This is a genomic window from Streptomyces sp. NPDC093591 (assembly GCF_044764885.1).
Lineage (GTDB): Bacteria > Actinomycetota > Actinomycetes > Streptomycetales > Streptomycetaceae > Streptomyces.
In genome coordinates, this window is record NZ_JBIWIY010000001.1 from 275,689 (window position 1) to 297,032 (window position 21,344).

The 21,344-nt window shown below is 71.6% G+C and carries 20 protein-coding genes; 8 read left to right on the top strand and 12 right to left on the bottom strand.

Annotation, left to right across the window (positions count from 1 at the left end; all coding sequences use genetic code 11):
• Positions 1-7 precede the first annotated feature (7 nt).
• A complete protein-coding gene (locus ACIREI_RS01190; protein ID WP_403325901.1) occupies positions 8-1,246 on the top strand; it encodes a geranylgeranyl reductase family protein in 1,239 nt (412 codons plus the stop codon).
• Positions 1,247-1,259: 13 nt separating this feature from the next.
• Here the strand turns inward: ACIREI_RS01190 and ACIREI_RS01195 are convergent, their stop codons facing one another.
• On the bottom strand, positions 1,260-1,709 hold the full coding sequence (locus ACIREI_RS01195; protein ID WP_403325903.1) for a nitroreductase family deazaflavin-dependent oxidoreductase: 450 nt from the start codon (positions 1,707-1,709) through the stop codon (positions 1,260-1,262).
• A gap of 139 nt (positions 1,710-1,848) precedes the next feature.
• Between ACIREI_RS01195 and ACIREI_RS01200 the strand changes: the two genes are divergently transcribed.
• The 3 genes from ACIREI_RS01200 (at position 1,849) to ACIREI_RS01210 (ending at position 4,738) form a co-directional block, all read left to right on the top strand.
• Complete coding sequence (locus tag ACIREI_RS01200; protein WP_403325906.1) at positions 1,849-2,562, top strand: TetR/AcrR family transcriptional regulator; 714 nt, start codon at positions 1,849-1,851, stop codon at positions 2,560-2,562.
• 266 nt (positions 2,563-2,828) lie between these two features.
• A complete protein-coding gene (locus ACIREI_RS01205; protein ID WP_403325908.1) occupies positions 2,829-4,076 on the top strand; it encodes a sensor histidine kinase in 1,248 nt (415 codons plus the stop codon).
• Entirely contained in the window at positions 4,073-4,738 is a 666-nt protein-coding gene (locus ACIREI_RS01210; RefSeq protein ID WP_403325910.1) for a response regulator, read from the top strand. The genes ACIREI_RS01205 and ACIREI_RS01210 overlap by 4 nt, the downstream gene beginning before the upstream one ends.
• On the opposite strand, the gene ACIREI_RS01215 is transcribed toward ACIREI_RS01210, so the two are convergent.
• Complete coding sequence (locus tag ACIREI_RS01215) at positions 4,699-5,004, bottom strand: DUF6332 family protein (protein ID WP_403325913.1); 306 nt, start codon at positions 5,002-5,004, stop codon at positions 4,699-4,701. The two genes, ACIREI_RS01210 and ACIREI_RS01215, sit on opposite strands and share 40 nt — an antisense overlap.
• Before the next feature lie 73 nt (positions 5,005-5,077).
• Positions 5,078-6,556 carry an MFS transporter gene (locus ACIREI_RS01220; RefSeq protein WP_403325915.1) on the bottom strand — a complete coding sequence of 493 codons (1,479 nt, stop codon included), beginning with the start codon at positions 6,554-6,556 and terminating at the stop codon, positions 5,078-5,080.
• 85 nt (positions 6,557-6,641) lie between these two features.
• Between ACIREI_RS01220 and ACIREI_RS01225 the strand changes: the two genes are divergently transcribed.
• Entirely contained in the window at positions 6,642-7,043 is a 402-nt protein-coding gene (locus tag ACIREI_RS01225) for a MarR family winged helix-turn-helix transcriptional regulator (RefSeq protein ID WP_403325917.1), read from the top strand.
• A gap of 23 nt (positions 7,044-7,066) precedes the next feature.
• Here the strand turns inward: ACIREI_RS01225 and ACIREI_RS01230 are convergent, their stop codons facing one another.
• From ACIREI_RS01230 to ACIREI_RS01255, 6 genes are all read right to left on the bottom strand, one after another.
• Positions 7,067-7,801: a maleylpyruvate isomerase family mycothiol-dependent enzyme gene (locus tag ACIREI_RS01230; protein WP_403325920.1), complete on the bottom strand. Its 735-nt coding sequence runs from the start codon at positions 7,799-7,801 to the stop codon at positions 7,067-7,069.
• Positions 7,802-7,933: 132 nt separating this feature from the next.
• Positions 7,934-8,323, bottom strand: a complete 390-nt coding sequence (locus ACIREI_RS01235) for a VOC family protein (RefSeq protein WP_403325922.1) — start codon at positions 8,321-8,323, stop codon at positions 7,934-7,936.
• 174 nt (positions 8,324-8,497) lie between these two features.
• On the bottom strand, positions 8,498-9,712 hold the full coding sequence (locus ACIREI_RS01240) for an MFS transporter (protein ID WP_403325924.1): 1,215 nt from the start codon (positions 9,710-9,712) through the stop codon (positions 8,498-8,500).
• A 108-nt stretch (positions 9,713-9,820) separates the two neighbouring features.
• The gene (locus ACIREI_RS01245; protein WP_403325925.1) at positions 9,821-11,080 is read right to left on the bottom strand and encodes a sugar ABC transporter permease; all 1,260 of its coding nucleotides are present in this window, start codon (positions 11,078-11,080) and stop codon (positions 9,821-9,823) included.
• A gap of 5 nt (positions 11,081-11,085) precedes the next feature.
• Entirely contained in the window at positions 11,086-11,868 is a 783-nt protein-coding gene (locus tag ACIREI_RS01250) for an ATP-binding cassette domain-containing protein (RefSeq protein ID WP_403325928.1), read from the bottom strand.
• A gap of 52 nt (positions 11,869-11,920) precedes the next feature.
• A complete protein-coding gene (locus ACIREI_RS01255) occupies positions 11,921-13,024 on the bottom strand; it encodes a sugar ABC transporter substrate-binding protein (protein WP_403325931.1) in 1,104 nt (367 codons plus the stop codon).
• Positions 13,025-13,332: 308 nt separating this feature from the next.
• On the opposite strand from ACIREI_RS01255, the gene ACIREI_RS01260 reads away from it, so the two are divergent.
• The 3 genes from ACIREI_RS01260 to ACIREI_RS01270 all read left to right on the top strand — a co-directional run bounded on the left by ACIREI_RS01260 (position 13,333) and on the right by ACIREI_RS01270 (position 18,563).
• Positions 13,333-15,903, top strand: a complete 2,571-nt coding sequence (locus tag ACIREI_RS01260; RefSeq protein ID WP_403325934.1) for a SpoIIE family protein phosphatase — start codon at positions 13,333-13,335, stop codon at positions 15,901-15,903.
• Positions 15,900-16,991 (top strand): sugar ABC transporter substrate-binding protein, encoded by a 1,092-nt coding sequence (locus ACIREI_RS01265; protein WP_403325937.1) that lies wholly within the window; start codon positions 15,900-15,902, stop codon positions 16,989-16,991. The genes ACIREI_RS01260 and ACIREI_RS01265 overlap by 4 nt, the downstream gene beginning before the upstream one ends.
• Positions 16,992-17,084: 93 nt before the next feature.
• Positions 17,085-18,563, top strand: coding sequence for a glutamate--cysteine ligase (locus tag ACIREI_RS01270; RefSeq protein WP_403325938.1), 1,479 nt, complete (start codon positions 17,085-17,087; stop codon positions 18,561-18,563).
• A gap of 13 nt (positions 18,564-18,576) precedes the next feature.
• Here the strand turns inward: ACIREI_RS01270 and ACIREI_RS01275 are convergent, their stop codons facing one another.
• From ACIREI_RS01275 to ACIREI_RS01285, 3 genes are all read right to left on the bottom strand, one after another.
• On the bottom strand, positions 18,577-19,689 hold the full coding sequence (locus ACIREI_RS01275) for a Gfo/Idh/MocA family protein (RefSeq protein WP_403325941.1): 1,113 nt from the start codon (positions 19,687-19,689) through the stop codon (positions 18,577-18,579).
• A complete protein-coding gene (locus tag ACIREI_RS01280) occupies positions 19,659-20,369 on the bottom strand; it encodes a ThuA domain-containing protein (RefSeq protein WP_403325944.1) in 711 nt (236 codons plus the stop codon). Before ACIREI_RS01280 ends, ACIREI_RS01275 begins: the two co-directional genes overlap by 31 nt.
• A gap of 88 nt (positions 20,370-20,457) precedes the next feature.
• Positions 20,458-21,309: a class I SAM-dependent methyltransferase gene (locus tag ACIREI_RS01285; protein WP_403325947.1), complete on the bottom strand. Its 852-nt coding sequence runs from the start codon at positions 21,307-21,309 to the stop codon at positions 20,458-20,460.
• Between the last annotated feature and the right edge of the window lie 35 nt (positions 21,310-21,344).

Here is a 21,344-nt window from a genome sequence, read left to right on the forward strand (position 1 = left end):
GACCATCGTGAGCAGCGAGAACTCTTCGGCGGACGACGTGCAGCAGGTGTGGGACGTCGTCGTGGTGGGCGCGGGACCCGCGGGAGCCTCGGCCGCGTATGCGGCGGCCGTCGCCGGGCGGCGCGTGCTGTTGCTGGAGAAAGCGGAGCTGCCGCGCTACAAGACATGCGGCGGCGGCATCATCGGCCCCTCGCGCGACTCGCTTCCGCCCGGTTTCGAGCTGCCCTTCCGGGACCGCGTGCACGCCGTCACGTTCTCCCACAACGGCCGCTTCACCCGCACCCGACGCTCCAAGCAGATGCTGTTCGGGCTCATCAACCGCCCCGAGTTCGACCAGCAGCTGGTCGAGCACGCGCAGAAGGCGGGCGCCGAACTGCGTACGGGCGTCACCGTGCAGCGTGTCGAGCAGCACGGCTCGGCGGTGCCGGACCGGCGCAGCGTCGCCGTGGTCCTGCAGGGCGGCGAGACGCTGCTCGCGCGGGCCGTCGTCGGCGCGGACGGCAGCGCCAGCCGGATAGGAGCCCATGTCGGGGTCAAGCTCGACCAGGTGGATCTGGGCCTGGAGGCGGAGATCCCGGTGCCGGAGACGGTCGCCGAGGACTGGAAGGGGCGGGTGCTCATCGACTGGGGGCCCATCCCGGGCAGTTACGGCTGGGTGTTCCCCAAGGGGGACACGCTCACGGTCGGTGTGATCTCGGCGCGCGGTGAAGGAGCCGCGACCAAGCGGTATCTGGAGGAGTTCATCGGACGGCTCGGGCTCGCCGGGTTCGAACCGAGCGTCTCCTCCGGCCACTTGACGCGCTGTCGCGCCGACGACTCGCCGCTGTCGCGCGGGCGCGTGCTGGTGTGCGGTGACGCGGCCGGCCTGCTGGAGCCGTGGACGCGCGAGGGGATCTCCTTCGCGCTGCGGTCGGGGCGGCTCGCGGGGGAGTGGGCGGTGCGGATCGCCGAGGCGCACGACGCGGTGGACACCCGGCGTCAGGCCCTGAACTACGCCTTCGCGATCAAGGCAGGGCTCGGCGTCGAGATGAGCGTCGGCAAGCGGCTGCTGATGGTGTTCGAGCGCCGTCCCGGCCTCTTCCACGCGGCGCTGACCGGTTTCCGGCCGGCCTGGAAGGCGTTCATGGACATCGTCCGCGGTTCCACGTCGCTGGGCGAGATCGTGCGCACCCACCCCATGGCCCAGCGCGCCCTGACCGCGCTGGACCGCCGTGCGGCGCCGACGGGGGAAGAGGCCCCTTCCTGACGACGGCCACGGGTCACTTCCGGATGCTGATCCGGAAGACGGGGTGGTCCGGGGCGCAGGCGATGATCTCCTCGTCGGAGGACTTCGCGGTGACCCCCTGGAAGTACTGGTTGACCTCCCAACCCCACTTCTCCAGGTAGGTCCGCAGGATCGGGAGCTTCTCGTCGTCGGGAAGCTCCACCGCGGAGAACTCACGCACCTTGCGCCCGACGCGCAGCTCTCCGCCGCCGGCGGCGCGCATGTTGCGTACCCACTGGGAGTGGCCGCGGGCCGAGACGAGGTACTGCGTGCCGTCGTACGTGTGCGGGTTGACCGGGATGCGCTGCATCCGGCCGCTCTTGCGCCCGCGCACCGACATCTCCGCCGAGCCCGCGAGGCTGAGCCCGTGTCGGGCCAGCCAGCCGATGACCGTGTTGAGGCGGACGTTCAGCGGGCTGCCCTTGAGGTAGTACGGCGACGACATGGTGACCCCCACAGATGGAAACCGATTGAGAGAGCGGTGCTCTCGCTTGAGAGCAGTGTGTACGAGATCGCTGATCCAAAGCAAGAGCACTGCTCTCGAATGTGTGCGCTGCTCTGCTTCTCGTGGGAGACTGCCTCACATGAGCAGCACCGCACAGGGCGCACGGGCTCGCGCCAGGATCGAAGTCACCGCGGCCATCAAGGACGAGGCGCGCAGACAGCTCGCGGCCGAGGGCGCCGCCAAGCTCTCGCTGCGTGCCGTGGCCCGGGAGCTCGGCATGGTCTCCTCCGCCCTCTACCGCTACTTCCCCAGCCGGGACGATCTGCTGACCGCGCTCATCATCGACGCCTACGACTCCCTCGGCGAGCGCGCCGAGGCCGCGCGCGACCAGGCGGCCGACGCCGGGCCCGTGCGGCGCTGGACGGCGGTGGCCGAGGCCGTACGTGACTGGGCGCTGCGGCATCCGCACGAGTACGCGCTGATCTACGGCTCGCCCGTCCCCGGCTACACCGCGCCCGACACCACCGTGCCGCCCGCCTCCCGCGTCGGCCTCGTCTTCATCGGCATTCTCCGCGACGCCCACCACGGCTCCGCCCCCGACTCCGGCCTCTCCGAACCGCCCCTGCCCGCCGAACTGCGCCCCGAGGCCGAGCGCATGGCCGCCGACCTGGCCCCCGACCTCCCCCCGGCGAACGTCGCGGCCCTCGTCGCCTCCTGGGCCGAGCTCTTCGGGCTCATCGGGTTCGAGCTGTTCGGGCAGTTCAACCGGGTCGTGGAGGACCGGGAGACGTTCTTCCGGCATGCGGTGACCAGGCTCGCGCACGGCGTGGGGCTGCTGGAGGGTCGGCCGTAGGCCGACGCGGGGCGTCAGGGCACCGGAGCCGGCGGCGACGGGGTGTCGACGAGGCGTTCGCCCAGCGGGTGGGCCGCGACGAGGCGGACGATCGTGGACGTACTTGAAGGGGTGGCCGAGTGCGATCTCGTCGAGCACGGTTTCTGAAACGGTGAGGTGCTCCGCCGTTTGGGGCCCGCGGCCGCGGACGTACTTCGCGGGGAGTACGTGTGATCACCACGTCCGGGTGACGCCGCCCCGCCGTCATCGCGTCTAGCGTGGCGGACATGGACGAGCAGCAGGTGCGTCGGGGTGGCGGGCCGCCGATGTGGTGGCGGCACGGGCCGCCGTGGTGGAACCGGTGGGAGGACGGCGAGGAGCGCACTGCGCGTTGGCCCTGGCGCTCCACCGTGCTGATCACGGTCTTCGTGATGGCCGGCTCGAACTTCGCGGCCGAGGGGCAGCTGGACGACCGGGAGGCCCTCGACCCCTTCGCCCGTGCGCTGCTGTTCGTGGCGGCGGGAGTGCTGCTGTGGCGCAAGCGGTATCCGGTGGCCGTCGTGTTCGGTACGGCGGTGGCCGCCACGGTCTACCTGGGCGCCGGTTATCCGTACGGGCCGGTCTTCGTGGCCGTGGCCGTGGCCTGCTTCAGCGCCATCGTCACCGGGCATCGCAAGGCTGCCTGGGCGGCCGTCGGAGTGTTCTGGGCCGGGCACGCGCTGGTGGCCCACTGGCTGTACCAGTGGCTGCCGCCGTCCGGTGATCCGGCCGCGCCCTGGGGGCAGGAGGGCGTGATCGCCGCCTGGGTCGCGGCGATCGTAGCCGTGTCGGAGCTGGCGAAGACCCGGAGCGAGCAGTGGGCGCGGGAGCGGGCCGAGCGGGCGCAGGCGGCGCGGCGGCGGGCCGACGAGGAGCGGCTGCGGATCGCCCGCGAACTGCACGACGTCCTCGCGCACAGCATCTCCGTGATCAATGTGCAGGCGGGCGTCGGCCTCGCCCTTCTCGACACCGACCCCGAGCAGGCCCGTACGGCGCTCAGCACCATCAAGGCCAAGAGCAAGGAGGCGCTCGGCGAGGTCCGGCAGGTCCTCGACACTCTGCGCGCCCCCGGCGACGCGCCCCGCGCCCCGGCGCCCGGCCTCGACCGGCTCCCCGAACTGGTGCGGCAGGCCGCGAGCGCGGGCCTCACCGTCGAGGTCGAGGGCGAGCCGCCCCGCCTGGCGCCCGGCACGGACCTCGCCGCCTTCCGGATCATCCAGGAGGCCCTCACCAATGTCGTACGCCACTCGGAGTCGAGGCACGCACGCGTGCACCTCGATCACGTCGGCGGGGCGACGCTACGGCTGTGTATCGACGACGACGGTCCGGCAACTGGCGGCGACGCGGGCGGCAGCGGCAACGGACTCGCCGGAATGCGGGAGCGGGCGGCCGCGCTGGGTGGCACGATCGAGGCGGGCCCGCGCGCCGACGGCGGGTTCCGGGTGCTCGCCGTACTGCCGTTGAAGGCTTCCCACGAGGTGGAGGAGGACCGGTGATCCGCGTACTGCTCGCCGACGACCAGTCACTGGTGCGGGCCGGCTTCCGCGCGCTCCTCGACGCGCAGCCGGACATCGAGGTGGCCGGAGAGGCCTCCGACGGCGAGGAGGCCGTGGGCAAGGTGCGCGAACTGCGGCCCGACGTGGTCCTGATGGACATCCGCATGCCGCTCCTCGACGGCCTCGCCGCGACCCGCCGGATCACCGACGACGGCGACCTGACGGGCGTCAAGGTGGTCATGCTCACGACCTTCGAACTCGACGAGTACGTCTTCGAGGCCATCCGCTCGGGCGCCTCCGGCTTCCTGGTCAAGGACACCGAGCCGGAGGAACTCCTGCGTGCCGTACGGGCGGTGGTCGAGGGCGACGCGCTGCTCTCGCCCGGCGTGACCCGCCGCCTGATCGCCGAGTTCGCCGCCCGCTCCAAGGAGCCCGCGGCCGCCGGCTCCCTCGCCCAGCTCACCGAACGCGAGCGGGAGGTGATGGCCCTGGTCGGCATCGGACTGTCCAACGAGGAGATCGCCCGCCGCCTGGTGGTCAGTCCCCTCACCGCGAAGACCCACGTCAGCCGCACCATGGTGAAGCTCGGCGCCCGGGACCGGGCCCAACTCGTCGTCCTCGCCTACGAGTCGGGGTTGGTCCGCCCGGGCTGGCTGGGCTGAGCCGCCTCGTCCCCGGCGGCTTTGCGTCGCCCGAAGCGGACCAGCACGCTGACGACACGGGCGACGAACACGACGCCGGCCGCGGTCGCTCCCGCTCCGACGAGTGTGCTGCGCGCCCCGGCCGACAGGTCGAAGGCGAACGCCGGTCCCGCCACGGCCCCGAACAGCACGGCCGCCGCGAACGCCGCGCTGCACAGGGCATATCCGATCTCGACGGTGATCGCGTCCCGCTCGGCCTGATCGCGCCGTCCCCCGTACGTGGTCATACAGGGAAGTCTCACAGGCGTGAGCCCGGCGGAGCAAGCGGCTCCCGCCGGGCGCACGGTGAAGGAGGCGCCCCTAGTCGCGCACGCCGACGCGCTCCGCCTCCTGGGACAGGGACTTCGCCACCACGACGGTCCGCCGTTCGGGGAGGGTGCGCAGTCCCGTGAGGGATATCAGCAGACCCGCTACCGCGATCACCGTGATCACGACGAGGGCGGGCAGGTAACTGTCCAGAACCGCCTGCGGGGACGCGGGCTCCCCGGGAGCGTTCGCGGTCAGGACCGCCGTCACCACGGCCAGGAAGAGCGCGCCGCCCACCTGGACCGAGGTGTTGAGCAGGCCCGAGACCATGCCCTGCTCGTGTTCGTCGACGCCGTTCGTGGCCTGCACGTTGAGCGAGGGGAAGGTCAGCGCGAAGGCCGAGCCGACCAGCAGCATGGTGGGAAGGATCACCGCCGCGTAGACCGGGTCGAGGTCGATGCGCAGGAACAGGACGTATCCGGCGACCATCAGGGCGAAGCCGATCGCGATCAGGCGTGCCGTGCCGAACCGGTCGATGATCGCGCCGACCTTCGTCGCCGACAGCGCCACGAGCGCGCCCGCCGGCAGGAACGCCAGCGCCGTGTGCAGCGCCGACCAGCCGAGCAACTGCTGCATGTACAGCGTGACCAGGAACTGGAACCCGATGTAGCTGCCGACGAACGTCAACGCTCCCAGCTGCGCCCGTACTTGGGCCCCGGAGCGCAGCACGCCCAGCCGGACCAGCGGGCTCGGGCTGCGGCGCTCGACGGCCACGAAGGCCGCCAGCAGGACGACGACGGCGACGAAGGACAGGATCGTGCGGAGGGAGCCCCAGCCGACCTCGGGTGCCTCGACGACGGTGAAGACCAGCAGCAGCATCGAGGCCGTGCCGAGGACGGCGCCGGGGATGTCGTAACCGCCGTCGGCCCGCTCGCGCTCGGTGCGTGGCAGCAGCTTCAGGCCGAAGAACAGGGCGATCAGTGCGATGGGCGCCGGGAGCAGCATGGTGAGGCGCCAACTGGCCTCGGTGAGCAACCCGGAGAAGACGAGGCCCATCGAGTAGCCGGTGGCGCCGCAGGTGGTGTAGATCGCCAGTGCGCGATTGCGGATCGGGCCCTCGGCGAAGGTCGTGGTGATGATGGACAGGCCGGCGGGAGCGGTGAAAGCCGCGGCCAGGCCCTTGATGAAGCGGCTGGCGATCAGCAGGGGACCCGAGTCGACGAGCCCGCCGAGCAGGGAGGCGAGCGCGAAGACGGCGAGGGCCACCAGGAAGACCTGGCGTCGGCCCAGCAGGTCGGCGGTGCGGCCGCCGAGGAGGAGCAGGCCGCCGTAGCCCAGGATGTAGCCGCTGACGATCCATTGCAGGGTCGAGGTGGACAGGCCCAGGTCGGCGCCGATGGACGGAAGGGCGACACCGACCATCGACACGTCCAGCGCGTCCAGGAACATCGCGGCGCACAGCACCAGCAGGGTGCCCCACAGCCGGGGGGTCCAACGTCCCTCGGACGTGGGGGTGGTGAGCGGAGAGGTCATGCCGAGGACACTACATGCATGCGCATGAGATGCAAGCGCATTTAATGCTGATGCAATGAATTCCGCGTTCTGCTACGGTGCGCCCATGGCGGCGAAGAAGGCCGAGCAGGCGCTCGTGGACCAGTGGCGGGACCTCCTGGCGCTGCACGCCCGCACACAGTGCGAACTGGACCGTGCGCTGCACCAACACGGCCTGTGCGCCAGTGACTTCGAGGTCCTGGACGTACTGGCCGCGGGCTCGCCGCGGGGTGGCTCGGGGAGCGCCGGGGCACTGCGTGTGCAGGAGATCTCCGAGCGGGTGCATCTCAGTCAGAGTGCGCTGTCGCGGCTCATCGCCCGGCTGGAGAAGGACGGTCTCGTCCAGCGCTGCATGTGCGAGGAGGACCGGCGCGGTGTGCGCGTGGTCCTCACGGCGAAGGGGCGCTCGCTGCACGGCGAGGTGCTGCCGGTGCAGCGTGCGGTGTTGACGAGGATGCTCGCGAACTGAGCGGCGTAAGCCCTGGGTTCGGCTCAGATGACGGCCGAGTTCTCGCGCCACAGCGCGGCCACCGAGGCGTCGCCGGTCACGCTCGGCAAGGGCAGCCGGTTCCACAGCGACAGATACAGCAGCGCGGCCGGTCCGGCGATCTCGCAGTCGGCCCGGCCGGTATCGCCCCGCTCGGTCGAGGGCGGCTCCGGGGACAGTCGTACGGTCCACACCGCGTCGTTGGTGTCCGTCGCCCGCACCCGCAACATCCGAGGCTCGGCGCTGCGGACCCGGCTCTTGGGCCGGGCATGGAAGCCGCGCAGCAGCTCGTCGATGCCGTCCACCGCGAAGTCGGCGTCGAGCTCGCTCGGTGTGCCGCCGCGCGCCGCCTCCGCGTCGAAGCGGTGCACGGCCGTCTCGTGGGCCTGTCTGCGTGCCCAGAACGCGAGCGGCGAGGGTGCGGGCAGGAAGTGGAAGCACTGGATGTCGGGGGAGGCGGAAGAGAGGGTGTCGACGAGGTGACGGTGTCCATCCCGGAACCAGGCCAGGAGGTCGGCGCCGTCGAGGTCGGGCGGGCTGTCGAGGGGACGGGGGGAGGTATGGCCGTCGGCGACGAAGGAGGCCGCCCAGCGATGCACCAGCCCCGTGTGCCGCACCAGATCGCGGACTTGCCATTCCGGACAGGTCGGCACCTTGGCATCGACCCCCGCCTCCTCGGCGGCCGCGGCGAGCAGCAGGCCCTCGTGGTCCAGGAATCGAACGAACTCGGCTGTCTCCATGGGCAGAGTCTGCACGATGGAGCGCGGTCGAAGGGAAGGACCGGGGTGGGGGTGAGGTGGGCCGGCACGTCTTCGGCGACGGTCGCTACGAGTCGTTCGGTGCAGCCGAACTCGCCCGCCTCCCAGGGCGGTTCACGGGTGCAGGGCGAAGAGGCAGAACTCGTTGCCCTCGGGGTCGGCCAGGACGTCGTGGTCCTCGTGCCGGGCCCGGACGGTCGCGCCGAGGGCCACGAGCCGGTCGACCTCGCTCTCGGGGGCGGCGGAGACGAGGTCCAGGTGCAGCCGGTTCTTGACGCGTTTGGGTTCCGGGACCAGCTGGCACCACAGGCGGGGGCCGCCGTCACGGGGCTCGACGAGCACGGTCGGATCGTCCTCCGGGTCGGCGATCCCCAGGGCGCGCAGACGGGCGAGCTCGGCGTCGTCGTACGGGGCGACGGCGTAACCGTCGAGGGCGGCGGCCCAGAAGCGGGCCGTGGCGGCCGGGCGGGCACAGTCGATGACGATGTCGTGGAGTCGCGCCATCGGGCCATGGTGTGCGGGGGAGGGGGAGGGCGGCAATGGCCGGGGCGTGGTCGGAGGCCGTGCTTTCGAGAAGGGCCTCCAGGTCGCACCCGTCATCGCCGCCGGTTCGGATCGGCCGGAAGGCGCCGCACCTCACAGCCGGCCTGATCCGGATGACAGGGCCTGGGCTCCGGCTCAGTCGGCCGCCGCGCGCCGTGTGGCGAAGCCGATCAGCGCCGCCGCGGCCGCCAGCACGGCGACGCTGGTCAGGGCGGTGGACAGGGAGAACCAGTCGGCCATGAACCCGATCGCGGGCGGCCCCAGCAGCATCCCGCCGTAGCCGAGCGTGGAGGCGGTCGCGACGCCGCTGGGTCCGGCGAGCGTACCGGCGCGTTCGACGGCGACCGGGAAGAGGTTGGCGAGGCCGAGCCCGGTCACGGCGAAGCCGATCAGCGCCGCCCACACGGACGGGGTGAGGGAGCCGAGCAGCATCCCCGCGGCCGCGGTGGCGCCGCCCGCGACGACGGTCCTGGTGCGGCCCAGGCGTTCGAGCAGGACCGTGCCCGTCAAGCGCCCGATGGTCATGGCCAGTGCGAAGCACGAGTACCCCACGGCAGCGAGCCCCGGCGAGGCGCCGAGGTCCTGTTCGAGATGGAGGGCTCCCCAGTCGGCCATGGCTCCTTCGCCGTATGCCGTGCACAGCGCGATCACCCCGAAGACGGTCACGAGTCCTCGGGTGCGGCGGTCGAGGCGGCGCGGGGTGCCCTGGTCGGAGCCGTGCCGTGGGGTGTCGGGTGGCCGCGGTGGCTCGTGCCGCAGGAGAGTGGGCCCCGCGAGCGCGGTCACGATCAGCCCGATGACGGTCAGGCCCAGCAGGTGCCGGGTGGGGGAGAGGTGGCCGGCGACCAGCCCGCCCAGACCCGCGCCGATCATGCCGCCCAGGCTGAAGGCCGCGTGGAAGCTCGGCATGATCGGCCGCCGGAGGGCGGCGACGAGATGGATGGCGGCGCTGTTGAAGGCCACGTTGATCCCGCCGTAGGCCGCTCCGAAGAGCAACAGGACGGCGCCGAGGGTCAGGGCGGAGTGGGTGAGCGGAGGGAGGGCGACGCTGAGGGAGAGCAGGACGGCGCAGACGACGGTGACCTGGTGGCTGCCGTAGCGGCGGCACAGGCGGCCGGTGAGCACCATCGTGATCACGGCGCCGGCGGAGACGCCGAGGAGGGCCAGGCCGAGGGTGCTGGCGGAGGCGCCGGTCTGCTGCTTGATGGCCGGGATGCGCACGACCCAGCCGGCGAAGACGAAGCCGTCGAGGGCGAAGAAGACGGTGAGGGCGATGCGGAGTCGGGTGAGTGCGCCAAGTGGCCTGTCCGGCACGGCGTTGTGCGAACGGAGTTTGTTTATGAGCGGCACAAAGTCAGGCTAGGTGACTCGTGTAGGCGGGGCAAGGGAGCGCCCACACCCGTCGAATCCCCTCACTCTGTTCCGGCGGGCGGGCGGCTCGGGCCCAGGAGTGCGCCGTCAAGCCCGCCCATGCGCCTCCTGCGTGCGCCGCGACAGCGAGTCGATGACCACCGCGGCGAACAGCACCCCGCCCGTGATCATGAACTGGACCGCGGTCGGCGTGTCCGTGATCGCCATGCCCGAGGCGATCGACTGGATGACCAGCATGCCGAGCACCGCAGACCAGGTCGTACCCCGTCCGCCGAACAGGCTGGTGCCGCCGATGACGGCCGCCGCGATGGCGTTGAGCAGCAGGACGCCGGAGCCGGAACTCTGGCTCACCGAGGTGATCCGCGAGGCCAGGAACAGACCGCCGATCGCGGCCATGGTGCCCGACACCGCGAGCACCGCGGTCTGCACGCCCGTCACATTGAGACTGGCGCGGCGGGCGGCCTCGACACCGCCGCCCAGCGCGTAGACCTGACGACCGTAGTGCGTGCGGCGCAGCACGATGTCGAGTCCCGCCACCACCACGAGGAAGATCAGCAGGGCCAGCGGCAGACCCTGGAAGCGGTTGAGCAGGTACGCCGCGGCGAAGGCGACCACCGCGAGAGCGCCCGTGCGTACGACGATCGCCTGGAGCGAGCGGTGCGGCATGCCGACGGACCTGCGGCGCAGCGCGTCCTGGTACGACACGAGGAAGACCACGCCCGCGGCGACGGCCGCCAGGCCGTAGGCGACGGCGTCGTCGGTGAAGTAGTGGTTCGTCAGCTTGGCGACGAGCCCGTTCTCGTCGAGGTTGATCGTGCCGCTGGTCCCGAGGATGTACAGCATGAGGCCGTTCCAGGTCAGCAGCCCCGCCAGCGTGACGACGAACGCCGGCACCCGCGTTCTGGCGAAGGAGAACCCCTGCACGGTTCCCGCCGCGGTGCCCGCCAGCACCGCGATGACGAGGGCGAGCCACTCGGGTACGCCGTTGTTGACGTTCAGGACGGCGAAGACGGCCGCCGCGAGGCCGCTGATCGAACCGACCGACAGGTCGAGCTCACCCAGCAGCAGCACGAAGACGATGCCCACCGCGATCAGGCCGGTGCCCACGATGTCGACGCTGAGATTGGACAGGTTGCGGGGGGAGAGGAAGTTCTCGTTGAGGGACTGGAAGATGATCCAGACGGTGGCGAGGACCAGGACGACGGGGAGCGAGCCCAGTTCCCCGGCGCGCACCTTGCGCCGGAACAGGTCGACCGAGCTTTCCACGGCCCGGGTGACGGCCCGCTCGCGCTGCGGCCGGGGGGCCTCGGAGGTCTCGGTCCGTGCGGTGTCCGCCTTGCCGCGCATGTCTTTCACCACCCCGCCTCCCGGTGGGTCATCTGGCGGGGAACGTTCTCCGTCGCACCGGTGACGGAGGCGATGATCTGTTCCTGGGACGCGGTGTTCACGTCGAAGAACCCGTTGTTGCGGCCGAGCCGCAGTACGGCGGCGCGGTCCGCGAGCGCCTTCACGTCGCCCATGTTGTGGCTGATCAGGACGATGCCCATACCGCGGTCGCGCAGTTCGTCGACGAGGTCCAGGACCTCGGTGGTCTGCTCGAAGCCCAGGGCGGCGGTCGGTTCGTCCAGGAGGAGCACCCGCGGGTCGCCGAGCAGCGAGCGAGCGATGGCGACGGTCTGCCGCTGGCCGCTGGACAGGGAGACGACGGGGGCGCGCAGATCGGGGACGCCCCTGGTGAGACGGTCCAGCAGATGTCTGGAGCGGCGTTCCATCTCCATCTCGTCGAGGAACCCGAACCTGCGGATCTCCCGGCCGAGGAACAGATTGCCGACGACGTCGAGGTTTCCGCACAGCGCGAGGTCCTGGTAGACGGTGGCGATGCCGAGCTCGCGTGCGTCATGGGGGCGCCTGATCTGGACCGTGCGCCCCTCCCACTCGATGACGCCCTTGTCCGCCGGGATGACGCCGGAGATCACCTTGACCAGGGTGGACTTGCCCGCCCCGTTGTCGCCCAGCAGGGCGACGACCTGGCCGGCGTGGATCTCCAGCTCGACATCGCTGAGCACCTCGACGACACCGAAGCGCTTGCACACGCCACGCAGCGCCAGCAAGGGGGGAGCCGGCACGGACACCATCTCCTTCCCGGGGCCCGGCGAGGGCCGGACCTGGTCTCGGGGCGCGGGCCGCTCAGGTCAGCCCGACGTCCTCGCAGGCGGCTCTGAGTTCGGGAGTGCAGATCTGCTCGGTCGTGTACACGCCGTCCTTCACCAAGGTGTCCTTGATGTTGTCGGCGGTCACGGACAGGGGGGTGAGCATGACGGCCGGAACCGCGTCGGCGCCGCGGGTGCTCACCTCGTCCGTGGCGACGCGGTCGAGGCTCTCACCGCGGGCCGCGGCGACGGCCATGGTGGCGGCGGCGGAAGCCTCGGGCGCGAAGGGCTTGTACACGGTCATGTACTGATCGCCGCGCAGGATGCGCTGCAGGGCCGTGAGTTCGGCGTCCTGCCCGGTGACGGGGGGAAGCGGGTCGACCTTGTTCGACTTGAGGGCGGAGATGCTGCCGCCGGCGAGGCCGTCGTTGGCGGCGTAGACCCCGTCGATGTTGCCGACGCCGAGGGCGGAGATGGCGCCGGACATGTTCATGTGCGCGTTCTCCGGCCTCCACTGGAGCGTGTCGTACGCCTTGCCGATCTTCACCCGTCCCTCGAGCACGAACAGCGCGCCCTTCTTGAACGACACCGCGTTGGGGTCGCTGGGATCGCCGTTCATCATCACGATCTGGTGCTCGGCGCCGTCCCCCATGGCCTTCAGCAGCGCCCGGCCCTGGAGTCGGCCGACCTCCTCACCGTCGAAGGAGACGTAACCGGAGATCGGTCCCTCGGCCAGACGGTCGTAGGCGATGACGGGGATGTCCGCCTCGTTCGCGCTCCGGACCGCCGCGGCGAGGGATCTCGCGTCCACGGCCACGAGCACGATGGCGTCGACTCCCGCGGTGATCATCGAGTCCATCTGCTCCTGCTGGAGGGCCACGTCGCCCTTGGCGTTGGCATGCTCGACCGCGCACTCGCCGCACAGCTCCTTGATCTTCGTCTCGAGCAGCGGGCCGTCCTGTGTCTCCCAGCGGGCGGTGGTGGAGTCCGGCAGCAGCAGACCGATACTCGGCTTGTCTCCTCCGCTCGTTTCGCCCCCGCCGCCCGGCGAGCTGTCGCCCGACGACCCGCAGGCCGCGAGGGCGACGGCCGTGCAGAGCACGGCCACGGCCATGGCCGCGTCCCGGGTGCGGGTCTTCATCGGAGAGACCTCCCTTGACCTTCGCCGTGCGTGGGGAGGGGGCGGTCACAGGGGTCCTGGCGGATCACGGTCGCCGACCTCACACGCGGCCGCTCGCGCGCTGCCGGGCAGAAGTCCGACCACGTCGTCAGTGTGACACCGGCCGCGGTGATCTGCGAACGCGGTGGATCGGCCCGCGGTGACGTCCGCCGGAGAAGGTGATGACGCCCGTCTGTCCTGATTGCACTCCTATGCGATTCTGGTGGGAAGGTGCCTCTATATCCCCATATGTCGGCACCGGCGGCATGGGCGGGAGGTAGGGAGCGGACATGCCTCAAGACGGCCGTTCCTGGGCCGGATTCCCCGAGCTGCGGGCATCCGAGGCCGGCTCCGCGGACATCGGTTCACCGCCTCCGGTACCCGAGGTCGCCGCGGTCGATCGGGTCCTCAGGTTCGCCGGAGCGGCGCTGGTGGCCGTCTACGTGCCCGGCGAGGGTGTGTCCGATGCGGGTGTGTCCGATGCGGGAGAAGAGGAGCTCCGGCTGGCGGAGACGGTCGGCTGCGCCACCTCCGAGTACGGGCTGGCGGAGCACCTGCCCGTCTCGGGCGGCTCACCCGCGGCGTACGCCTTCCGCACCGGCCGCCCCTTGTGGCTGAACCCCCCTGAACTCGCCTCCTATCCCGAGGGCGGGCCGACGCCGCCACGGGCGGAGCTGTCGCTCGGGGCGCTGCCGCTCGGGTCGGACGGCAGCCGGCTGGGCTGCCTCGTCGTCGTGGGCGCCGCCAGAACCGGCTTCGAGGCCGAGCACCGGCGCTTCCTGGAGCGGTACTCCGACGCGGTCGCCGGCCTGCTCCAGGCCGGAGAAGGCCGGCCCGCGCCGGTGCCGCTGCTCGGTCCCGCCCTGCGGAGTCTGCGGGTCGGCTCCTTCGTCCTGGTGCCGAACACCGGCCTGGTCGAGGCGGACGGCATCCTGCTCGACCTGGTCGGCATCACACCCGACGACTTCGACGGCAAGGCGGACACGCTGCTCGCGCATGCCCTCCCCGAGGACATGCACGCGCTGATGTCGGTCCTGGAGCCGTCCACGCCCGCGTTCGGCCGACGGGAGCTGGAGTTCCGGGTCCGCCGCCCCACCGGCGAGATGCGCTGGCTCAACCTGAGCTGCCGGCTGGTCCCGGGCGCCGACGACCGGCCGGACCAGGTGCTGGGCGTGGTGACGGCGACGTCGGTGCTGCGCCGGAGCGCCGACGACGTCGCCAGGATCCAGTGGCTGACCGCCGCGCTCGACGACGCCACGGAGGTCCGCGACGTCGGCCGCGTGGTCGTGGCCGCGCTGCGGGAACCGCTGGGCGCCGACCGGGTGGCCCTCGCCGAGCTGCGGGACGACCGGCTCACCGTCACCATGCTCGACCCGCCGCAGCCCGCGGCCTGGCCGGAGACCTGGCGGGCGCAGTGGCGATCGGAATGGCCGGACGCGCCGGTCAGCGCCCTGCCCACCCTGCAGATGGCACTGCGCGACGGACGTACGGACCTGTGGCCGGCCGGTACGGCCTTCGAACCCGGACTGGAGGGCATCGGCACCGGCGGCCTGGCCGTCCTGCCGCTCCCCGCCAAGGGCCGGCCCGCCGGTGTCTGCCTGGTCGGCTGGGATCAGCCGCACGAGTTCGCGCCCGAGGAGCGCTCCCTGCTCACGGCCACCGCCGCCCTGGTCGGCCAGGCCCTCAAGCGCGCCCACGCACACGACGCCGAGCAGGAGCTCGCGACGCTGCTGCAGCGCAGCCTGCTGCCCAGGCGTCTGCCCGAGCTGCCCGGCGGCACGGCCGTCGCCCGCTATCTGCCGGCCAGACGGGGGCTGCAGGTGGGCGGCGACTGGTACGACGTGATCGCGCTCTCCGAGGACCGGGTGGCGCTGGTCATCGGAGACGTACAGGGGCACAGCGCCGGAGCCGCGACGATCATGGGCCAGATGCGTACCGCGGTCCGGGCGTACGCGGTGGAGGGCCACCCGCCCGACGTGGTCATGTCTCACGCCAATCGCCTGCTCGTCGGCATGGAGACCGATCTCTTCGCCACCTGCTGCTATGCCGAACTGGACATGGACGAGGGCACCACCCTGTTCGTCCGGGCCGGTCACCTCGCACCGCTGGTCCGCCATCCCGACGGCAGGACCGAGGAGGTCCAGGTCGAGGGCGGACTCCCGCTCGGCGTCCTCGCGGAGGCGGAGTTCCCCATGACCTCGGTCGTCCTGACCCCGGGCACGGTCCTCGCCCTGGTCACCGACGGCCTGGTCGAGTCCGCCGACCTGCCTCTCGACGAGGGCATGCGCCGCACGTCCGCCGCGCTCGCCGAGGCCGATCCGGCCGATCCGGGCCGCATGGCCGACGCCCTGCTGGGCGACGTGGGCCGCCGTGAGGACGACGTCGCCCTGTTGCTGCTGCGCTACGACGGCATGAAGATCCGCCCGACCAGGGCCGGTTGGGCGGTGTGGCGGCTGCCCGACGCCGTCATGCACGCCCGCCGCTTCACCGCGCGCACCCTGCGCCGGTGGAAGGTCGAGGAAGCCACCGATCCCGTCCTGCTTGTCGTGTCCGAACTGGTCACCAACGCCCTGGTGCACACCCAGGGCCCGGTCAGCGTCGATCTGACGCTGAGGGCCGGCCGGGTACGGGTCAGCGTGAGCGACTCCTCGCCGCGCGCACCCGCCAAGCCCGTGATCGTGGACTGGGAGTCGACCGGCGGCCGAGGGCTGCTCCTTGTCGAGGCGATGTCCGAGTCCTTCGGCTCCGTGCCGGTGGCCGGCGGCAAGCAGGTGTGGAGCGAGATCGCCGTACCGCACCGCGAACCGGATCCGGCCCCGGCGGACGCGGAACCAAGACCCGAACGAGGGGGTCCGCCATGAGGATCCTGCCGACCCGTGCGCGGCGCGTCATCGCGGTGCTCGTCGCCGGACTCCTGACGGCGTCCCTGGCCGCCTGCGGGGGAGACGACGAGGCGGGCGCGGACAGCTTCACCGTCGGCCTGCTGCTCCCCAGCCGCGCGGTGCCCCGCTGGGAGCACTCCGACAAGCCGCTGATCGAGGAGCGGCTGAAGGAGCTGTGCCCCGACTGCACCATGCTCTACGCCAACGCCGAGAACGACGCGACGCGGCAGCGGCAACAGATGATCTCCATGATCACCAAGGGGGCCGGGGTGCTGATCCTCGACGCCGCCGACACCAGAGCGCTCCGCTCCTCGATCCAGGAGGCCCGCAGGGCGGGCGTTCCGGTCGTCGCCTACGACCGGCTCGCCGAAGGCCCGATCTCCGGCTTCGTCAGCTTCGACGGCGGCCAGGTCGGCAGACTCCAGGGCGAGGCGCTCCTCGAGGCCATGGGCGACCGGCCGCGTGCCCGCGACGTCGTCATGATGAACGGCGATCCCACCAGCCCCAACGCGGCCTGGTACCGCAGCGGCGCGCTGTCCGTCCTCACGGGCAAGGTGCGGATCGGCAGAACCTACGCCACTCAGGGCTGGAGCACGGACAACGCCCACGCCAACATGTCCGCGGCCATAGCGGCCCTGGGCCCGGAGCGGATCGGCGGTGTCCTGGCGGCCAACGACGCGATAGCCGCGGGCGTCATCGCCGCTCTCAAGAGCGCCGGGGTCCGGCGGCTGCCCCCGATCACCGGTCAGGACGCCGACCTCGACGCCGTGCGGCGCATCGTCAAGGGCGAGCAGTACATGACGGTGTACAAACCGTTCCGGGCGGAAGCCACCGCGGCCGCCGCCATGGCCGTAGCCCTGGGACGCGGCGAGGACGTCCGGGACATCGCCAAAACGAACACCGACAGCCCCACGACCAAGGACATCCCGTCCGTCCTGCTCACCCCGACGGCGGTCACGGTCGGCACCATCGAGCAGACACTCGTCAACGACGGCGTGTACACCATCGACCAGATCTGCGTCCCGAAGCTCCGGTCCGCCTGCGAGCGGGCCGGACTCCTGCGGTGAGCGGGGTCCCGGCCGTGCGCCGACTGTCCGGGTGCCCTCAGAGGTGCGACGCTGGGACGAGAGGTATCCGCCGAGGGAACTCGGGAGGGCACGATGGGACGTGACGTGCCGGCCCTGGTGTTCACGCGGGAGGATCGCCGCCGGTACCGGGAGAAGATGCACACCTGCCTCGATGTGCTGGCGCAGATGCTGCGCGAGTCGACCTTCGAGAGCGAGCGCCCCCAGGTCGGGCTGGAGATCGAGCTCAATCTGGTGGACGCCGACGGTCTGCCGGCGATGCGCAACACCGACGTTCTCCGGGCGATCGCCGATCCCGCCTGGTCGAGCGAGCTGGGCCGCTTCAACCTGGAGATCAACATCCCGCCCCGGCAGCTGACGACGGGCGGCCCCGGCGCCTGGGAGCAGGAGATCCGCAGCGCGCTCAACCACGCCGAGGAACGCGCCTCGGCCGTGGGCGCGCACCTGATCATGATCGGCATCCTGCCGACCCTGGGGGAGGCGGACGTGGGCGAGTCCGCCCTCTCCGGCGATCCGCGCTACCGGCTGCTCAACGAGCAGATCTTCGCGGCCCGGGGCGAGGACCTGCGGATCACGGTGGACGGCGTGGAGCGCCTGTCGACGTACGCCGACACCATCACCCCCGAGGCCGCCTGCACCAGCACCCAGTTCCATCTGCAGGTCTCCCCGAGGGAGTTCGCGGACTACTGGAACGCGGCCCAGGCCGTCGTGGGCGTCCAGATCGCCCTGGCGGCGAACTCGCCCTTCCTGTTCGGCAAGGAGCTGTGGCGCGAGACCCGCATCCCGCTGTTCGAGCAGGCCACCGACACCCGCCCGCAGGAGATCAAGGCCCAGGGCGTACGACCTCGCGTGTGGTTCGGGGAGCGGTGGATCACCAGCGTCTTCGACCTGTTCGAGGAGAACGTGCGCTACTACCCGGCGCTGCTGCCGCTGTGCGACGACGAGGACCCGCAGGAGGTGCTCGGCCACGGCGGCGTGCCGCAGCTGGGCGAACTGACGCTGCACAACGGCACGATCTACCGCTGGAACCGCCCGATCTACGCCGTCACCGGCAGTGGCCCGCATCTGCGCATCGAGAACCGCGTCCTGCCCGCCGGACCCACGGTGGCGGACATCATCGCCAACGGCGCCTTCTACTACGGCCTGACCCGCGCCCTGGTCGACGAGGACCGGCCGGTCTGGACGCGGATGTCCTTCTCGGTCGCCGAGGAGAACCTCCACACCGCCGCCCGCGACGGCATCGACGCCCGCCTGTACTGGCCTGGCATGGGCGAAGTGCCGGTCACGGAACTGGTGTTGCGGCGCCTGCTGCCGCTGGCCCACCGGGGCCTGGAGCTGGCCGGCATCGACGCGGCTTGGCGCGAACCCCTGCTCGGCGTCATCGAGCAGCGCTGCGTCACCGCCCGCAACGGCGCCCTGTGGCAGGCGGAGACGGTCCACCAGCTGGAGAAGGGCGGCACCGCGGACCGGCGCGAGGCGCTGCGGCAGATGACCACGACGTACATGGACTACATGCACCTGAACGCGCCCGCGCACACCTGGCCCGTGGACTGACCCTCGCAGGGGATCAGCCGACGCCGGACCCCTTCCACTCCTGTGCGGGCGTCAACGGAACGGGAACGGGCGCCCGCGCCGACGTCGTCAGCTCGATGCGGCGCCCTTCGGTCGACGACCGAAGGAGCGCGCTCATCGTCTCCAGCACATGCAGGGCGAGACCGCCGTCCGCGCGCGGCGCCCGCTGGGCGTCGGCGGTGACGAAGTCGACCAGACCGACGCCCCGTCGGCCGTCGACGTAGCCCGCCGAGGCCGGGAGCGTGCGCCACCGCGTGGCGCCGAGTTCGAAGAGCCGTACCTCACCGTCGAAGCGGTTCGGGTCCGGAACCGCCAGGGTGGCCGCGTCGCCGTGGACCTCGATCGGCACGGCCGTGGTGGCCACGCCGTCGAAGCTCGTCGTGAGGGTGGTGAGCGTCCCGCCCACGTGTTCCAGCACGCTGGAGACATGCGTGTCCACCTCGACCGGTATCCGCTCGCCCGCCCGCGCCCCGGAACCGATGACGCGCTCGCCGCGCAGCCGCCCGCCCGCCCCGATCACGGCACGCACCGGACCGAGCAGGTGGACCAAGGAGGCGAGATAGTACGGGCCCATGTCCAGCAGCGGGCCGCCCCCGGCGGCGTAGTAGAAGTCGGGGTGGGGATGCCAGCGTTCGTGTCCCGGCGTGACCATGACGGCCGAGGCGAACTGGGGGCGTCCGATGCTCCCCGCCTCCACAGCCGCCCGAGCCGTCTGGATGCCGGTGCCCAGGACGGTGTCCGGCGCGCACCCCACACCCACCCCGGCCTTCGCGGCCGCCTCCATCACGGCGTGCGCTTCGGCGAGGTCGGCGGCGAGCGGCTTCTCGCCGTAGACGTTCTTCCCGTGGCGGACGGCGCCGAGGGCGATCTCGGCATGAGCGGCGGGGACGGTGAGGTTGAGCACCGTGTCCACCTCGGGACTGCTGAGCAACTCCTCGACGGCCAGCGCCCGGACGCCGGGCAGGTCGGCGGCGACCGCGGCCGACCGGGAGGCGTCGAGGTCGGCGACCGCGGTGACGCGTACGGCGGGATGACCGACGAGGGTGTCCAGGTACGCGCGGGAGATGACGCCGAGCCCTACGACGCCGATGCGGTGCGCGTCGCCCACAGCATGCCCCTCTCGATGACGGTGCGCACGTTCGGGTTCCGCAGGACGTCCAGGCTGTGCCCCGGCGTCGCCACCATGACGCGCCCGGCACCCCACCGGCGGGTCCAGACCGCCGGTGACGTGACCGGGCGGTGCCAGGGCTGCCACGGCCGGGCGGGATGGGTGGTGGTGGCCAGCACGTCGATCAGGTCGTCGTGGAGCACCCAGTACTGCTCGGTGTGCAGTTCGAAGTCGTCGAGGCCCGCCGTGATCGGGTGCTCGCGGCCCAGCTCGGTGATGTTGACGGTGTACGGCAGGTAGTTGTCCTCCTGGCCCCCCTGACGTTCACACGGCTCCTTGCCCGGGTGGGTCGCGAACTGCCCTCCCACCAGGTGGAGATAGTCGGAGGAGGCGCGGAACGAGTCGGCGATGCCGCCGTGCCAGCCGGTGAAGCCGGTGCCGGCCATGACCGCCGCGGTCAGTCCCGCCAGCTCTTCCGCGGTGATCTGCGACATCGTGACGCACTGCACGACGAGATCGGTGCCGGCCATCTCGGCGCTGTCGGCGTAGACCTCGGTCGACTCCTCGACCCTTACGGTGTACCCCTCGCCGCGCAGGAAGGGCAGGAACAGCTCCGTGGCCTCGACCGGCCGATGCCCTTCCCAACCGCCTCGGACCACCAGGGCGTTCTTCCGCGTCATCTCGTTGCATCACCGTTCCCGTGGCCGACCCGTAGAACCGCTCCCTCACTATGCGTCGGTCGCCGGCGCACAGGAAGGGGCGCCGAGATCACGAAAGTTTCGCCCGGGCGCCGACCGTCCAACAGGCCGCGGTGAAGCGGACTTCCGAGCCGTGCACAAACGGTTCGAAGGCGGCGCGGACCGTTTCGACGACCCTTGCGCGGGTCTGCTCGTCCACCTCGGGCAGCACCTGACCGACGGGACCGAGCCGGGTGAAGTAGCCGACCAGTTCCCGCTCGGGCAGCGTGCAGGTCACGTCGACCGGCCGGATGTCGATCCCGGACCACCCGCTTTCCTCCAGGATCCGGTGGACCCGTTCCGCGTCCGCGAACGCGAACTGTCCCGGCCCGTCCGGCCGGCGGGCGGGGAGGTTCGGCAGGAGCGGTGCCGCGGCGCGTTCGGCGGTCGTCATGAACGGATTCTCCGCAGGGCTTCGCCACGCGATGAACCGGAGCCCGGCACCCTCCCGGGCCGCGCGCCGGAGATTCGCGAAGGCCTGGACGGGGTCGTTGAAGAACATGACGCCGAAGCGCGAGATGACGAGGTCGAAGTCGGCGGGTTCGAAGACGTGATCTTGTGCGTCGGCGCGGATGAAGGACACCGCGGTGCCCTCCCGCTCGGCGCGCGCCCGGGCGGCGGTGATCATCGGTTCGGAGATGTCGACACCGACGCACCGGCCTGCCGGACCGAGCCGTCGCGCGACGGCCACCGTGGTGCCGCCGGTGCCGCAGCCGACATCGAGCACATGCTCCGCGCGCTCGGCGGCGACCGCTTCGACGAGGAGATCCTCGAAGGGCCTGAGCACCTCGTCCAACACCGCCTGCGCATCGACCCAGGCGTGACCGCCGGGCCCGTTCCAACGGGCCGCCTGCTCGTCCTGGCTCCTGCGCTCCATGTCCATGATCGTCTCCTGTGCTTGCGTTCGTCGGGCCTCGA